Below are 15240 nucleotides of genomic sequence, written 5' to 3'. Positions count from 1 at the left end.
CTCGTCACCGGCGCTGTCTGCAAGGAGTTGGCCCTGAACACCTGGGGTGCGGAGGTGGTGTCGGCCGCGCTGCTGCTGGCGGTGCTGGTGTGCGCGGTGGTACGGCCGTGGGGCTGGCCCGAGGCGGTGGTGGCGGTTCCGGCGGCGGGCGTGGTCATCGCCTGCGGGGCGATCTCACTGGAGCACGCGCAGGCCGAGGCCGCACGCCTCGGGCCGGTCATCGGCTTTCTGGCGGCGGTGCTGGTGCTCGCCCGGCTCTGCGACGACGAGGGGTTGTTCCAGGCCTGCGGGGCCTGGATGGCCCGCACCGCCGCGGGGAGGCCGCGCCGCCTGCTGGCGCAGGTGTTCGCGGTCGCCTCGGTCATCACGGCGGTGCTCAGCCTGGACGCCACGGTTGTACTGCTCACCCCGGTGGTGTTCGCCACCGCCGCGCGGCTCGGCGCACGGCCAAAACCCCACGTCTACGCCTGCACCCATCTGTCGAACACGGCGTCGCTGCTGCTGCCCGTCTCCAACCTCACCAACCTGCTCGCGTTCGCGGCGAGCGGGCTCAGCTTCACCCGGTTCGCCGCACTCATGACGTTGCCGTGGCTGGCGGCCATCGGGGTCGAGTACGTGGTGCTGCGGCGGTTCTTCGCCACCGACCTGGACGCCGGGGCCGTGGTCCCGTCCGGCGCCGAGCCGCCCCGACTGCCGCTGTTCGCCCTGCTGACCGTGGCGGGCACACTGGCCGGGTTCGTCCTCACCTCGGCGGTCGGGGCCGACCCGGCCTGGGCGGCGGCGGCCGGCGCGCTCGTGCTTGCGACCCGCGCGCTGGTGCGGCGCCGCACCACACCCGCCGCCCTCGTCGGTGCCGCGGCGCTGCCGTTCCTCGCCTTCGTGCTCGCCCTGGGCATCGTGGTCCGCGCCGTGGTCGACAACGGGCTCGCCTCCGGCCTCGCCCATCTGGTCCCCGACGGCACCGGCCTGCTCGCACTGCTCGGCGTGGCCGCGCTGGCCGCCGTACTGGCCAACGTCATCAACAACCTGCCCGCCGTCCTGGTCCTGCTGCCGCTGACCGCGCCGACCGGCCCGGGCGCCGTGCTCGCGGTGCTGCTCGGCGTCAACATCGGGCCCAACCTCACCTACGCCGGATCACTCGCGACCCTGCTGTGGCGGCGCATCGTCCGGGAGCACGACAGTGACGTCGACCTGCGGGAGTTCACCCGGCTCGGTCTTCTCGTCGTGCCCCTCGCCCTGGCGCTCGCCGTGCTGGCACTGTGGGGGTCGCTGCACGTGCCCGGAGGCTGATGCACCATGACCGTCGTCGTCTGGATCACCGAAGGTTCCTGGCCCGCGTGCGTCGACGCCGCCCGCGCCCACACGGCGGACGGCGCCGACATCGTGCTCCTCCATGTCACCGGCCAGGACGTCCCGGGCGTCGCCCACGGCGCCTACGCGGGTCTCCTCGGCCGCGGCCACCCCGAGCGCGACCCCGGCACCCGCCTGGAGCACCTGGCCGATGTCTCCGCCCAGGACCTGCTGCGCGCCGCCGCCGAACGCCTTGGCCGCCCGTGCCGGTGCCAGGAGCGCACCGGACGCACGGAACGGGAGGTCGTGGCCGAGGCCGAGGGCGCCGACCTGCTGGTCTTCGCCCGCGACGGCGACCGCTCCCGGCTGGGACCGAAGAGCCTGGGCCCCGCCTCCCGTTTTGTCCTCGACCATGCCCCCTGCCCCGTCCTCGTGGTCTGGCCCGAACCGGCGCCGGGGGCCGCCACGCTCCCGCCGGTGCCGCCGGACCGGGGGTAGCCCCGGCCCCGGTACCACGGCTCAGGTGACCTGCCACTGCTGGTACGTGGAGCCGTTGGCCGCCTGCTGGGTGACCAGGGCGCCGTCGGCGGCGGACGCGGTGGTCAGCAGGAGCGCGCTGTTCTTGTTGGCGACCGTGTAGCGGCCTCCGCCGAGGCCGGTGAGCTGCCAGTGCTGGCTGTCGCGGGCGGTGCAGGTTGCCTGGACGACGGCGGCGCCCGCTGTGGTGGCGCCTCCGGCCACGTCCGCGCAGAGCTTGGAGGAGCCGTTCACCATCGTGTAGCTGCCGTCGCCGTTGAGGGTCAGCCGCCACTGCTGGTTGGGCCCGCCGTGCGGGGTCCAGGTGATCAGCTGGGTGCCGGACGTGCCGGAGCTCGCCGGGTCGTCGAGGGCCTTGCCGCCCGCGGTGAGGGTGCGGGTTCCGCCCAACTGGCCTCCGTACGCCTCGAATTCGTACAGCGAGTACCCGTACGAGGTGCCGCGCTGGGTGGCGTACAGGCGGATGTGGCGGCCGGAGCCGGACAGCCCGGTGAGGTCCTGGACACCGCCGGTGCCGCTGGTGGTGGAGTAGAGGGTGCGCCAGGTCGTGGCGTCGTCGGAGAGCTGGATCTGGAAGGCCTTGCCGTACGCGGCCTCCCAGCGGAGCACCACGCGGTTGACGTTCTGGGTGGAGCCGAGGTCGACCTGGAGCCACTGCGGGTCGGTGTACGCGCTGGACCAGCGGGTGGCGGGGTCGCCGTCGGTGGCCGAGGCGGGCGGGAAGTTCGCGGTCTCGGTGCTGGAGGCGGTGGTGGGTCGGTTGCGGGCGAGATTGCCCGGCTGGGCCGGGCCGGGCCAGGCGGGGTTGTGGCCGACGGCCGCGACGATCGGGGTGAACGAGGCGTAACCGCTCGTGGGCTTCGGGGACCCCCAGGTCTGCTGGGCCAGGCCGCGCAGCGGGTACATGATGCCGCCCGCGATCTGGTCCTCGGTCTCGGCGTTGGGGTTGTCGCACCACACGTGGATCAGCGAGCCCGGGTTCCCGGCCGGGTCGGTGAGGGTGTTGCCGCCCTGGAAGAGGTCCGGCGTCCACGTCTCGTACATCCACTTGGTGTCGGGTTTGGCGCCCCCGAGGACGTAATAGGTGGGTGTCCAGGACTCGTTGGCCACGGTGTGCCCGGCCGCCGCCAACTGCTGGGGGGTGAGGCCGTAGTTGTACCAGTACTCGACGAGGATGTCCGCGTTCGGGGTGACGGTGCCGTCACCGGACTTGATGCCGTCGTTCCACATCCGGGTGGTCTTCCCGCCCGCCCGCACCAGCGTGTCGGCCCAGTTGACGTACCCGTAGTAGGTGTCCTTGGCGGTGGCGTTCGCGCCGTAGTGGGCGCGGGCGTAGCTGAGCAGCTGGGGGTAGCTGTTGTAGTCGGTGACGTACTCGTCCGCGCCGATGTGCCAGTACCGGGCGGCGAAGAGCGGCAGGTACTCGTTGATCAGGTCTTTGATCAGGGTGTACGAGCCGGGCAGCGAGAGGTCGATGAACTCGGCGCTGGCCGTGCCGGAGCTGTTCTTGAGCTTGAGTTCGGGGTGGGCGGCCAGGACCGCGTTCATGTGCCCGGGTGTGTCGATCTCCGGGACGATGGTGACGTGGTATTTCTGCCCGAGCGCCACCAGGCCGGCGATGTCCTGCTTGGTGTAGTGGTCGGCGGAGACGATCTCGGGGTGGGTGGAGCTCTCCAGGCGGAAGCCGAAGGTGTCCGACAGATGGAAGTGGAAGTAGTTGAGCTTGAGGTAGGCCAGCTCCTTGATGTGCTGCTGGACCCAGGCGACGGTGAAGAACTTCCGGCCCTGGTCGATCATGATGCCGCGCTCGGGTTTGGTGGGCCAGTCCACGGCCGTCCCGGCGGGTACCGAGGCGGACTGGTGCAGCAGTTGGAGGAGGGTGCGGGTGCCGTAGAAGGCGCCGGTGTCGGTCCCGGCCCGGATGGTGACGGCCTGATCGACGGTCATCCGGTAGCCCTCGGCGGGCAGTGTGCCCTCGCCGAGTGTGAGCCCGATGTCGCCGGCGGCGGGCGTCCCCGTGACGACGGCCACGGTCCGCCCGGTCTGCGCGCCGAGATCGTCCGCCAACGTGGCTGCCTCGTCGGAGAGTTGGGCGGTGTAGGCGGGGTCGACGGTGATCCGGCTGGTGGCGGTGAAGGTGTAGGTGCCGGAGCCGGCCGTCCACTGCCGCAGTGCCGGAACGGTCTGCGGGGGCGCGGCGGCCGCCCGTGCGGGCGCGGCGGCGACGCCGGGCAGGGCGAGTGCGGCCAGCGCGCAGACCGCGGCGATCAGGAATCTGAGCAGTCGCATGGCGTATCCCTGGTCATGAGAGGGGCAGGGGGCTTGCGAGGCATGTGGCGCACCAGTGCAGCGCAGTGGCGCGCACATGTCAATAGATGCTCGAAACGGCGCCGTATCGAGCGCGATCGCGCAGGAACGTCGTCGGGAACCGGCCGTGTCCGTGCGAGAAAACCTGAGAAGCGATGACGAAGACACATGTACTCCGGCTGTCCGCGGCAGTGGGATCGGGCCACCGCTCCTCGGAGGGAAAGGGCGACGACCTGTGCCACGCCTGCGAAGAGCCCTCGCGGCAGCGGCAGCGGCAGCGGCCGCGGCCATCCCCCTGATTGCCGACGTGGACCGACGCCCATACGGCGCTTCAGCAGTGGACGATCACCTGACGGGGCCGCGAACGGCCGCGCACCTCAGCCCTGTGCGGTCGTGAAGACCCCCGCACGTGCGGCGGCGGCCGCGGCCTCGGCGGCGCGGTCCGCGGCCGCCTCGTCGAGCGGGGCGCCGGTGGTCAGGAGGCGGTAGTAGAGGGGGGCCGAGACCGCGCGGATCACTTCGCGGGTGTCGGTCCCCTCCGCCAACTCCCCTCGCTCGACGGCCTGTTGGACGCACACAGCCCATTCCTCGACGCGCGTCTCGTAGAAGCGGTGCAGGGCGGCGGCCGTCTGGGCGTCGCAGGTCGCGGCGGCGATCACCGCCTTGAAGAGGGCGCCCTGGCGGGCGTCGGCCAGGGTGCGCCGGACGAGCCGGGCGTTGGCACGCAGATCGCCCAGGAGTGTCCCCGTCTCCGTGCGCGGCAGCGACTGCTCGGCCATGTCCGCGAGCAGGTCGGCGACGAGACCGGCCGGAGTGCCCCAGCGCCGGTAGACCGTGGTCTTGCCGACCTCGGCGCGGCGGGCCACATCGGCGAGGTCCAGCTGGGCGAGACCGCCCTCCGCGAGCGCGTCACCGGCGGCGCCGAGCACCGCGGCCCGTACGCGAGCGGTCCGGCCACCGGGGCGGAGGGTCCCGGGGTCTGCGTCTCCCGAAGCCATAACGGGACTCCTGTTCCATTAATGGGTGAGGCTCTGCTACGTTGTGGACATCGTAACGGAACCACAGAACCGTTAGCGATCGCCGACCGGCGACCGCACCGGCTGTGCACGGAGAGGAATCTGTCATGGAATACAGGAGGCTGGGCGCGTCGGGGCTGATGGTTCCGGCACTGAGCTTCGGCGCCGGGACGTTCGGCGGGCGCGGAGAGCTCTTCAGCGCCTGGGGCGACACCGACGCGGAGCAGGCGCGCCGACTGGTGGACATCTGCCTGGAGGCCGGGGTCACCATGTTCGACACCGCCGACGTCTACTCCGCCGGCGCCTCGGAGGAGGTGCTCGGCGCGGCGATCAAGGGTCGACGTGACGAGGTGATCCTCTCCACCAAGGCCGGACTGCCGATGGGCGACGGGCCGGGCGACGCGGGCACTTCCCGCTCACGCCTCATCCGCAGCGTCGAGGACGCGCTGCGCCGCCTGGGCACGGACTACATCGACCTCTTCCAACTGCACGCCTTCGACGCGGGCACCCCGATCGAGGAGGTCATGTCCACGCTCGACGACCTCGTACGGGCCGGAAAGATCCGCTACACCGGCGTCTCCAACTTCTCCGGCTGGCAGCTGATGAAGTCGCAGGCCACGGCGGACCGGCACGGCTACCGGCGCTATGCGGCGCACCAGGTGTACTACTCCCTCGTGGGCCGTGACTACGAGTGGGAGCTGATGCCGCTCGCGGCCGACCAGGGTGTCGGCGCGGTGGTGTGGAGCCCGCTCGGCTGGGGCCGGCTCACCGGCAAGATCCGCCGCGGGCAGCCGCTGCCGGAGCAGAGCCGTCTGCACCGCACCGCGGACTACGGCCCGCCCGTCGAGGACGAGCTGCTCCACCGGGTGGTCGACACCCTCGACGAGCTGGCGGAGGAGACCGGCAGGACGATCCCGCAGATCGCCCTCAACTGGCTGCTGCGCCGCCCCACCGTCTCCTCCGTCATCATCGGCGCCCGCAACGAGGAGCAGCTCCGGCAGAACCTCGGCGCGCTCGGCTGGACCCTGACGACCGAGCAGGTGGCGCGCCTGGACGCCGCGAGCACCCGGACCGCGCCCTACCCGTACTACCCGTACGAGCGCCAGGAGGGGTTCGCCCGGCTCAACCCGCCGATGACGGGCCGGGCGGTGGCCGGAAAGGCGTAGGCCCCGCCGGGGATCAGGCGGTGTACTCCGGGATGTTCGCCTCGGCCCAGGCGGCGAGGACGCGGGCGCAGTCGGCGACCGACTCACGCCATGTCCTGGCAGCGCCCTCGCCCGCCTCGTCGCTGACGTGCTTGACGATGTCGAGGGGGACCCCGGCCCGCCGCGCGACGGACGCGAGCGCGTAGCCCTCCATGTCGACGAGGTGGGCCCGCAGCGCCAGACGGGCGCGCGCTTCCTCGTCGGCTATGAACGAGTCGCCGGTCGCCAGCGTCGGCCCGCCCCGGTCGGACACATCGAGCGGCGGACCGTACATCTCGCCGGTCAGCGCGGCCAGTACGTCACTGTCCAGGTCGTGCTGGAGCACCGAGCCGATGACATGGGTGCCGGTCCACCCGGGGCGCAGTGCCCCGGCCGTCCCCAGGTTGACGATCCGGGAGGGGTGCGGCCCGCGCCCCAGGACCGTGGCCAGCGCGCCCGCCGCGTTCACCTTGCCCATACCGGTGAGGAGGACGGGCAGATCCGTGTCGAGGAACTGCGCCTCTTCCTTGACGGCCAGCACGAGCAGCGGGCGGTTGGTGGCGATGTGTCCTGAGAGCTCCATGGGGACCAGGGTATTTCCGCGCGCCCAGTGCTACAGCGGCGGGTCATGTGCGGGGAGGGGTGCCGTGTGGAGGTGTGCCCCTGACCTGCGCCCAGTTTGATCCTCGCGTTTCAAGGAAGGCGCAGCGGAGGGACGGCACACGCGTCCCGCCCGCATCCCGTTGACCGGGATCGCTACCCAGGAATGGAGAACACAGTGGCTGCCGTGAAGAGCTCGTTGCCGGATGCCGACCTGAAGGTCGTGGGGACCGCGCTGCAGGGTGCCCTGGTGGATTTGGTGGATCTGTCGCTGGCGGCCAAGCAGGTGCACTGGAACGTGGTCGGCCCGCGCTTCCGCTCGGTCCACCTCCAGCTCGACGAGGTGGTCACCACAGCGCGTCAGCACTCCGACGTGGTGGCGGAGCGCGCCTCCGCGCTCGGTGTCGCGCCGGACGGCCGGGCCGCCACCGTGGCGGCGACCTCCGCTATCGGCACCGTTCCGGAGGGCTGGATCAAGGACACCGAGGCCGTGCAGGTGCTGGTGGTCGCCCTGGGCAGGGTGATCGAGCGTATGCGCGAGCGGATCGCGGCGACGGAGAAGCCGGATCCGGTCACCCAGGACCTGCTCATCGGCCTGACCGGGGAACTGGAGAAGCACGCCTGGATGTTCCAGGCGGAAGACGCCTGACCTCGCCGGGCAGCCGACGGCTAGAGGTGGTGGTCGTGCTCCGGGCCCTCCGGCCCCTGCGGCGCTTCGGTGTCGGGGGTGTCGGGCGTCTGCCAGGAGTCCGCGCGCGGCTGGGGCTCCTGCGGGGGCTTCGGCTGCCGCGCGGCCCGGCGGCTGCCGTACCAGAAGGCCGCGAGCAGTACGGCCACGACGAGGATGCCCACGATCAGGAACAGCCAGGAGGACGAGCTGCTCGCGGCGAGGGTCTGGGAGAGCGTGAGGGTGTTCATGGGTGGCTCCTAAGCGGGCGGTGGCTTCTGTCGAGCGGGTGGCTTCTATGCGAGCCGCGGCAGGACCTTGGTGCGGTAGAAGTCGAAGAAGCCGCGCTGCCCCTTTCCGATCTGGTTGACGTACACGGTGTCGAACCCGGCGTCGGCGTACTCGCGCACCGCGGCGACGTGCATGTCCACGTCGTCCCCGCAGGGCACGTTCTCGCCGACGCGCCCGGGCGTCACCAGCTCGGACGCCTGCTCGAAGTGGCGCGGTGTCGGCAGCACCTGCGGCAGCTCGCCGGGCAGCTGCTCGTTGGCCCACAGCCGGTGGGCCTCGCGGACCGCCTCCTCGCGGTCGGGACCCCAGCACACCTTCAGACCGGCGAGCACGGGTTTGCCACCGCCCCCTCCGCGCCGGAAGCGCTCGATCAGCGCGGTGTCGGGTGCCATGGCGATCAGACCGTCCCCGGCCCGGCTTGCCAGCTCCCCGGCCTGCGGTCCGAAGGCCGACACGTCGATGGGCACGGGCTCGTCCGGGACGGTGTACAGGCGGGCGTTCTCCACGGTGTAGTGCTTGCCCCGGTGGCTGATCTGTTCACCGGTGAACAGCAGCCGCATCACCTGGATGGCCTCTTCCAGCATCTCCAGCCGCACCGCGGCCTCCGGCCAGGCGTCGCCGAGGATGTGCTCGTTGAGCGCCTCGCCCGAGCCCACGCCGAGCCGGAAGCGGCCACCGAGCTGTACGGCGCTGGTGGCGGCGGCCTGGGCCACGACCGCCGGGTGGACGCGTACGGTCGGGCACGTCACCGCGGTCTCCACCGGCAGGGACACGGCCTCCGACAGCGCGCCGATCACCGACCAGACGAACGGGGACTGGCCCTGGCTGTCGTTCCAGGGGTGGTAGTGATCGGATATCCAGAGTGAGGTGAATCCCGCCTGCTCGGCCATCCGGGCCTGTTCGACCAGCTCGGCGGGTGTGTGCTCCTCGCTGGACAGAAAGTAGCCGTACTCGGTCATGGCCGCTCCTTCGGACGCGCTGGTGCACGCCGGGTGACCGGTGGGCGCGAAAGGAAACATCCACCCCGCGACCGTGTGAGGCGCCCGCACAGGGGTACCGGCGGAAGCGCGTCGGTCGGGCCCGTGGCAGGCCCGGTCGGTGGCGGAGTGGTTTCGACGGAGAGGGTTTTCCATGGGCGCGACCGGCGGGACGGCTCCACATGACGGTGTGCGGCAGGACCGCCCCTCGCTGGAGCAGGCGCTGCGCGACCGGGTGGACGGCGAGGTGCGCTTCGACCCGGGCAGCCGCGCGGCCTACGCCACCGACGCCTCCCACTACCGCCAGGTGCCGATCGGCGTCGTGGTGCCGCGCACGGTCGAGGCCGCGGTCACCGCGATCGAGGTGGGCCGGGAGTACGACGCTCCGGTGCTCTCGCGGGGCGGCGGCACCAGTCTGGGCGGGCAGTGCACCAACGCGGCTGTGGTCGTCGTCGACTGGACCAAGTACTGCCACCGGCTCGTCTCCGTCGACCCCGGGCGGTGTACGTGCGTCGTCGAGCCCGGTCTCGTACTGGACGAACTCAACCGCAAACTGGTGCCCCACCGGCTGAAGTTCGGGCTCAAACCCGCCACCCACAACCACTGTTCGCTGGGTGGCATGATCGGCAACAACTCGGGCGGCGCCTCGGCCCAGGCGTACGGGAAGCTCGTGCGGCGCCTCGGCCCAGGTGTACGGGAAGACGGCCGACAACGTACGGCGCCTGGAGGTCCTCACCTACGACGGCACCCGCCCACGATGAGCCGGGCCGCCACCGTGCGGACCCACTGCCACCAGCACGCGGTGCTCAAGGGCGACGCCGACCGCGAGCTGATGCGCCGCAGCGGCCTGGACGCCGGATGCTGCGGTCTCGCCGGGAACTTCGGCTTCGAGCGCGGCCACTACGAGCTGTCCATGAAGATCGGCGAGCAGGGCGTGCTCCCCGCCGTGCGTGACACCGCGCCCGGCGCGCTGGTGCTCGCCGACGGCTTCAGCTGCCGCACGCAGATCGAGCAGGGCGGCACCGGCCGCCGCGCACTCCACCTCGCGGAGGCGCTCGCCCTGGGCCTCGACGGCCCACTTCCCGCGCACCACCCGGAAAGGGCCGCCGACCGCCCCTCCACCCGCTGACACCCGCTGACACCCGCTGAGTGTCCCCGAGTCCCCACCCCTGGAAAGGTCATCCCGTGTCGATGAAAGTCTCCGACTACGTTCTGGAACGGCTGCGGCAGTGGGAGGTCGAGCACGTCTTCGCCTATGCGGGCGACGGCATCAACGGCCTGCTCGCCGCCTGGGGCCGGGCCGACGACAAGCCCCGGTTCATCCAGGCGCGGCATGAGGAGATGGCCGCGTTCGAGGCGGTGGGGTACGCCAAGTTCTCCGGGCGGGTGGGGGTGTGCGCGGCCACGTCCGGCCCCGGCGCGATCCATCTGCTCAACGGCCTCTACGACGCCAAGCTCGACCATGTGCCGATCGTGGCGATCGTCGGTCAGACCAACCGCAGCGCCATGGGCGGCTCGTACCAGCAGGAGGTCGATCTGCTGAGCCTGTACAAGGACGTGGCCTCCGAATACTGCGAGATGGTGACCGTCCCCGAGCAACTGCCCAACGTCATCGACCGGGCCATGCGCACCGCCGCCGCCCGGCGGACCGTGACCGCCGTGATCATTCCGGCCGATGTGCAGGAACTCGACTACACCCCGCCCGGCCACGCCTTCAAGATGGTGCCCTCCAGCCTCGGCGCCGCCCACTACGCCCCCGTCCCCGCCGACGACGAGATCGCCAGGGCCGCCGAGGTGCTGAACGCGGGGGAGAAGGTGGCCGTGCTGATCGGGCAGGGCGCGCGGGGCGCCCGGGCCGAGGTCGAGCAGCTCGCGGACGTGCTGGGCGCGGGCGTCGCCAAGGCGCTGCTCGGCAAGGACGCGCTCCCCGACGACCTGCCGTACGTCACCGGCGCGATCGGCCTGCTGGGCACCCGGCCCTCGTACGAGCTCATGCAGGACTGCGACACGCTGCTCGTGGTGGGGTCGAGCTTCCCGTACACGCAGTTCCTGCCCGGATTCGACCAGGCGCGGGCGGTGCAGATCGACATCGACCCGTTCATGGTCGGACTGCGCTACCCGTTCGAGGTCAACCTCGTCGGCGACGCCCGCGAGACGCTGACCCGGCTGCTGCCCAGGCTCAAGCGCAAGAAGCACGACAAGTGGCGGAAGAAGATCGAGAAGGACACCGCCCGCTGGTGGCAGGTGATGGAGCGGCGCGCGGCGGTCGACGCGGACCCGATCAACCCCGAGTACGTGGTGCACGCCCTCGACGCCCTGCTGCCCGACGACGTCATCCTCGCCGCGGACTCCGGTTCGGCCGCCAACTGGTACGCACGGCACCTGCGGATGCGCGGCACCATGCGCGGTTCGCTCTCCGGCACGCTGGCCACGATGGGGCCGGGCGTCCCGTATGTGATCGGCGCCAAGTTCGCCCACCCGGACCGCCCGGCCATCGCGATCGTCGGCGACGGGGCGATGCAGATGAACGGGCTCGCGGAGCTGATCACCGTGTCCAAGTACTGGCGCGAGTGGGAGAACCCCTCTCTGATCGTCGCCGTGCTCAACAACCAGGACCTCAACCAGGTCACCTGGGAGATGCGCGCCATGTCCGGCGCGCCGCAGTTCCTGCCGTCCCAGGAGCTGCCCGATGTGCCGTACGCGGACTTCGCGCGCTCCATCGGACTCGACGGCGTACGGGTGGAGAAGCCCGGTGACGTCGAGGGCGCCTGGCGGCGGGCGCTCGACGCGGACCGGCCGTTCGTGGTCGAGTTCCGCACCGACCCGGCGGTGCCGCCGATCCCGCCGCACGCCTCGCTCGACCAGATCGAGGCCGCCGCGGCCTCGATCGTGAAGGGCGACAGCGACCGGGTCGGCATGATCCGGCAGGGGCTGAAGGCGAAGGTGCAGGAGATGCTGCCGGGCAGCAGGCGCCGGGAGGACCGGCCCGGCGCCGGCGGCGACGCCTGACGCGATGCCGCAAAGAGGCGGCGGCCCCGGAACGCGGGCAGAGTGGCACCGGCGGGATTCACCGCCCGGGCACGGGCAACCCGCCGGGCCACGTCAGGACGGCCCGAACTGGCCGACTGAGCGACCGACCGACCGAGCGACCGACCGACCGAGCGACCGACCGACCGACCGACTGACCGACCGACTGACCGACGCAGGAGGAGTGCCCCCATGAAGCCCACCGCCGCATCCCAGGCGCCGCCGGAACAGCGCGTAGAGGTGGTACTCAGCGCGTGTTCGGCCGCCGACGCCGAGTCGGTCCTGGGCGCGCTGCGCCGGTACTTCTCGGCGGACGAGCCGAACAGGCCGGGGCACGGCGCCGAAGAGGCGAGCCACGGGCCCACGAGCCACGGGCCCACGAGCCCCGATCCGGCGCGTCCGACCGTGTGGACGGCGACCTTCGACACCTCCCGGGTGCCGGGGGAGGTGAGCCGGGCGGCGCTGGGCGGCACGGTGACCGTCGACGTCCAGGGCGGCCCCGTCGCGGTGGCCCGGCTCCGCGACGTCCTGCACCGGACCTTCGAGGTGGAGGACGCCGGGACGGCCTCGGGCGACCAGGAAGTGGATCTGCAACTGCGGCTTCGGGGGCGGTAGGAGCAGGCCGCGCGTATACGCGTATACGCGCCCGCAAGTCGTGCCCGCCGCTCAGCCGCGGCGCTCCAGCTCCGCCACCGGACTGTCGTCCAGCGCGGCCAGCAGCGCCGCCGGGTCGTCGTAGACGGCCACCGCGCCCGCCTCTTCCAGATCGCCGCGCGGGATGCCGCCCGCCAGCACCGCCACGGGCCGCACCCCGGCCTTGGCCGCCGCCTTCATGTCCCAGACCGTGTCGCCGACGAACACCGACGCCCCGGCGTCGCCGTCGACCAGCCCCAGCGCGTGCTGGACGGGGTCGGGGGCCGGTTTCCCGGACTCGACGTCGTCCGCGCTGGCCACCCCGGCGATCACGTCGTCGGCGTCGATGGCCTCGCGCAGCGCGCCCAGTTCGGCGCCGCCCGCCGAGGTGGCGAGAACCACCCGCCAGCCACGCCCGTCCAGCGCCCGCAGCAGGTCCGCGGCGCCCGCGATCGGGGCGAGCCGCGCGAAGTACGTGGCGTACAGGGTCGTGTGCGCGGAGCTGAGGTCGGAGTCCTCGTCCTTGTCGCGGTCCTCGCCCAGCAGATGCGCGATCAGGTCCTCCGAGGGCAGCCCGACCGCCCGGTGGATGGCATGCGTCGCCACATCGTGGCCGGCCTGCCGGAACGCCTCCCACCAACAGACCACATGCAGATGATTGGTGTCGACGAGAGTGCCGTCGACGTCGAAGATCGCCGCGCGCGTCATACCGTGCCGCCTTCCGTGCCGCTCTGCCTTGCTCCGACCGTACGGGCCCGTCGGTTCAGCCGCCCGCGCGGCGGGCGCTCACCCACCGCAGCACGGCCGCCGCGGCCAGGGCGCCCGTGCCCGCGGTGAGTGCGGGGTGGCGGGCGAGGGCCGCCTGGGCGGAGCGCGGTGTCGAACGCTCGTCGAAGACGCCGTGGGCGCCGTGGTCGTCGCCCGGACGGTCATCCAGCGGCTGCCACAGGTTGCCGGGCCCGGTGACGGGCGCGAGGGAGTCGGTCTGCTGCGCCGCGTAGCCCGTACGGGCCAGATAGCGGTCGAGTACGGCCGGGGCGAGCCGGTTGGCCCAGAGGGTCGCGACCGTGGAGGCGCCGACGTAGTACTGCTTGCGGCGGGGGTGGTCCGCCGCGTGCACGATGGTCCGGGCGACGACCTCGGGCTGGTAGATCGGCGGCACCGGCTGGGGGTGCTTGGGCAGCCGTGAGCGGACCCAGGAGAACTGCGGGGTGTTGACCGCGGGCAGCTGCACCACGGTGATGCGCACGTGGCTGCCGTTGTGCAGGAGTTCGGTGCGCAGCGATGAGGTGAAGCCGTTGATGGCGTGCTTCGCGCCGCAGTAGGCCGACTGGAGCGGAATGGACCGCTCGCCGAGGGCCGAGCCGACCTGCACGATGGCTCCCCGGTCACGGGGGACCATCCGGTCGAGGGCGGCACGGGTGCCGTTGACGAAGCCCAGATACGCCACGTCCGTGACGCGCTGGAACTCCTCCGGCCCGATCTCGGTGAAGGGTGCGAAGACGGAGGTGAAGGCGACATTGATCCATACGTCGATCGGCCCGAACTCGGCCTCGGTCAGCTCAGCCGCCTTCTCCACCTCCTGGTGGTGGGCGACGTCGGTGGGCAGCACCAGAGCCCGCCCGCCGGCTTCTTCGACCTCCGCGGCGGCGGCGTCGAGGCCCGCCCGGCCGCGTGCGAGGAGCGCGATGTTGGCTCCGCGCCGCGCCAACAGCCGGGCGGTGGCGCGGCCGACCCCGGCACTGGCGCCGGTGATCACAACGGTTTGCGGCATGATCTCGTCCCGTCCCTCCGGGCATCGGCAGCCCTGCGGTGGGATACCCCCCCACAAGCCTCCCCATTCCCTCGAACGAGGAGGTGAATGAGCGCGGCACGGCCGCCGGGAATGGTCCACCGACAAATCGTCTCCTGAAATGTGTGTGGCCGCCCGATGGGGGCACACGGAGGGCTGGAGGTTGATTGCCATGGTCCCGTTGCTCCTCGTTCTACTGCTGGTCCTGATCCTTTTCGGCGCCGGCTTCGCACTCAAAATCCTGTGGTGGGTCGCGATCGCTGTACTGGTTCTGTGGCTCATCGGCTTCGTCGCCCGGCCCAAGGGCGGATCCGGCCGCTGGTATCGCTGGTAGCGGTCTTCCGAGCGGCAGGTTCCGTAAGGGCTGAAAAGCAATGTGTCGGCCGGAAGAACTCGGGCACCCGGCCCGTCGGGAGAGAGCGTCACCGAGTGGTTTACGCGGCGACGCTCTTCCGGTGCACAATGAAGAAAGGAATCACGTTTCATGACGGACAACATCTGGGGCTACCCGGAAACCAGTGGCCATCTCGCGGGCGCGGATCTGCGGGGCTGGAGCGTCGAGGCCACCGACGGAAGCATCGGCAAGGTCGACAAGCACTCGGACGAGGTGGGCTCCGCGTACATCGTGGTCGACACCGGCGTCTGGATCTTCGGCAAGCACGTGCTGCTGCCCGCCGGTACCGTGACGCAGCTCGACGCGGCCGAGAAGAAGGTCTACGTGGACCGCACAAAGGACCAGATCAAGGCCGCCCCCGAGTTCGACAGGGAAAAGCACGTCGGGGACGCCGGCTACCACGATCAGGTCGGTGGCTACTACGGCGGTCGCCCGCCGGTCGTCTGACGTCGCCATCACGACCATCCAGCAGGACATAGAGCAAGAATTCATGCAGCGGGGCCGCCCGGGCCGAGAGCCCGGGCG

The 15240-nt window shown here is 71.6% G+C and carries 16 protein-coding genes and 1 pseudogene; 10 read left to right on the top strand and 7 right to left on the bottom strand.

The window, feature by feature from the left end:
• Window positions 1-33 precede the first annotated feature (33 nt).
• Entirely contained in the window at window positions 34-1290 is a 1257-nt protein-coding gene (locus ACFWA7_RS23860; protein WP_385541557.1) for an SLC13 family permease, read from the top strand.
• A gap of 6 nt (window positions 1291-1296) precedes the next feature.
• Entirely contained in the window at window positions 1297-1788 is a 492-nt protein-coding gene (locus ACFWA7_RS23855; RefSeq protein WP_385541524.1) for a universal stress protein, read from the top strand.
• Between the two features lie 21 nt (window positions 1789-1809).
• Here ACFWA7_RS23855 and ACFWA7_RS23850 read toward each other — a convergent pair whose 3' ends face one another.
• Both ACFWA7_RS23850 and ACFWA7_RS23845 read right to left on the bottom strand, forming a co-directional pair.
• Window positions 1810-4116: a family 20 glycosylhydrolase gene (locus ACFWA7_RS23850; protein WP_385825092.1), complete on the bottom strand. Its 2307-nt coding sequence runs from the start codon at window positions 4114-4116 to the stop codon at window positions 1810-1812.
• Between the two features lie 395 nt (window positions 4117-4511).
• On the bottom strand, window positions 4512-5132 hold the full coding sequence (locus ACFWA7_RS23845) for a TetR-like C-terminal domain-containing protein (RefSeq protein ID WP_385825090.1): 621 nt from the start codon (window positions 5130-5132) through the stop codon (window positions 4512-4514).
• Between the two features lie 125 nt (window positions 5133-5257).
• Between ACFWA7_RS23845 and ACFWA7_RS23840 the strand changes: the two genes are divergently transcribed.
• Window positions 5258-6316, top strand: a complete 1059-nt coding sequence (locus tag ACFWA7_RS23840) for an aldo/keto reductase (RefSeq protein WP_385825088.1) — start codon at window positions 5258-5260, stop codon at window positions 6314-6316.
• 13 nt (window positions 6317-6329) lie between these two features.
• On the opposite strand, the gene ACFWA7_RS23835 is transcribed toward ACFWA7_RS23840, so the two are convergent.
• The gene (locus ACFWA7_RS23835) at window positions 6330-6917 is read right to left on the bottom strand and encodes a nucleosidase (RefSeq protein ID WP_385541531.1); all 588 of its coding nucleotides are present in this window, start codon (window positions 6915-6917) and stop codon (window positions 6330-6332) included.
• A 195-nt stretch (window positions 6918-7112) separates the two neighbouring features.
• Between ACFWA7_RS23835 and ACFWA7_RS23830 the strand changes: the two genes are divergently transcribed.
• Window positions 7113-7583 (top strand): Dps family protein, encoded by a 471-nt coding sequence (locus ACFWA7_RS23830; protein WP_385541533.1) that lies wholly within the window; start codon window positions 7113-7115, stop codon window positions 7581-7583.
• 20 nt (window positions 7584-7603) lie between these two features.
• Here ACFWA7_RS23830 and ACFWA7_RS23825 read toward each other — a convergent pair whose 3' ends face one another.
• Both ACFWA7_RS23825 and ACFWA7_RS23820 read right to left on the bottom strand, forming a co-directional pair.
• Entirely contained in the window at window positions 7604-7852 is a 249-nt protein-coding gene (locus tag ACFWA7_RS23825; protein WP_385825086.1) for a DUF6479 family protein, read from the bottom strand.
• A gap of 45 nt (window positions 7853-7897) precedes the next feature.
• Complete coding sequence (locus tag ACFWA7_RS23820) at window positions 7898-8851, bottom strand: LLM class F420-dependent oxidoreductase (RefSeq protein ID WP_385541537.1); 954 nt, start codon at window positions 8849-8851, stop codon at window positions 7898-7900.
• 172 nt (window positions 8852-9023) lie between these two features.
• Between ACFWA7_RS23820 and ACFWA7_RS23815 the strand changes: the two are divergent.
• The 4 genes and pseudogenes from ACFWA7_RS23815 to ACFWA7_RS23800 form a co-directional block, all read left to right on the top strand.
• A pseudogene (locus ACFWA7_RS23815) lies at window positions 9024-9621 on the top strand (FAD-binding oxidoreductase); the annotation flags it as partial.
• A gap of 5 nt (window positions 9622-9626) precedes the next feature.
• Complete coding sequence (locus ACFWA7_RS23810; RefSeq protein WP_385825084.1) at window positions 9627-9998, top strand: hypothetical protein; 372 nt, start codon at window positions 9627-9629, stop codon at window positions 9996-9998.
• A 62-nt stretch (window positions 9999-10060) separates the two neighbouring features.
• On the top strand, window positions 10061-11878 hold the full coding sequence (locus ACFWA7_RS23805) for a thiamine pyrophosphate-requiring protein (protein ID WP_385825082.1): 1818 nt from the start codon (window positions 10061-10063) through the stop codon (window positions 11876-11878).
• 210 nt (window positions 11879-12088) lie between these two features.
• The gene (locus tag ACFWA7_RS23800) at window positions 12089-12511 is read left to right on the top strand and encodes a hypothetical protein (RefSeq protein ID WP_385541543.1); all 423 of its coding nucleotides are present in this window, start codon (window positions 12089-12091) and stop codon (window positions 12509-12511) included.
• A gap of 51 nt (window positions 12512-12562) precedes the next feature.
• Here the strand turns inward: ACFWA7_RS23800 and ACFWA7_RS23795 are convergent, their stop codons facing one another.
• Both ACFWA7_RS23795 and ACFWA7_RS23790 read right to left on the bottom strand, forming a co-directional pair.
• Entirely contained in the window at window positions 12563-13237 is a 675-nt protein-coding gene (locus ACFWA7_RS23795; RefSeq protein WP_385825080.1) for an HAD family hydrolase, read from the bottom strand.
• A gap of 55 nt (window positions 13238-13292) precedes the next feature.
• Window positions 13293-14303, bottom strand: coding sequence for an SDR family oxidoreductase (locus ACFWA7_RS23790; RefSeq protein ID WP_385541547.1), 1011 nt, complete (start codon window positions 14301-14303; stop codon window positions 13293-13295).
• A 190-nt stretch (window positions 14304-14493) separates the two neighbouring features.
• On the opposite strand from ACFWA7_RS23790, the gene ACFWA7_RS23785 reads away from it, so the two are divergent.
• A complete protein-coding gene (locus ACFWA7_RS23785) occupies window positions 14494-14655 on the top strand; it encodes a hydrophobic protein (protein WP_283450316.1) in 162 nt (53 codons plus the stop codon).
• Between the two features lie 150 nt (window positions 14656-14805).
• Complete coding sequence (locus ACFWA7_RS23780; protein ID WP_385541549.1) at window positions 14806-15162, top strand: PRC-barrel domain-containing protein; 357 nt, start codon at window positions 14806-14808, stop codon at window positions 15160-15162.
• Window positions 15163-15240: the final 78 nt, after the last annotated feature.

The sequence above is a fragment of the Streptomyces sp. NPDC059994 genome (genome assembly GCF_042737755.1).
In the GTDB taxonomy this organism is placed as follows: Bacteria; Actinomycetota; Actinomycetes; order Streptomycetales; family Streptomycetaceae; genus Streptomyces.
Note: the sequence above shows the minus strand (reverse complement) of the source record. Positions and strands in the feature narration are given on the sequence as shown.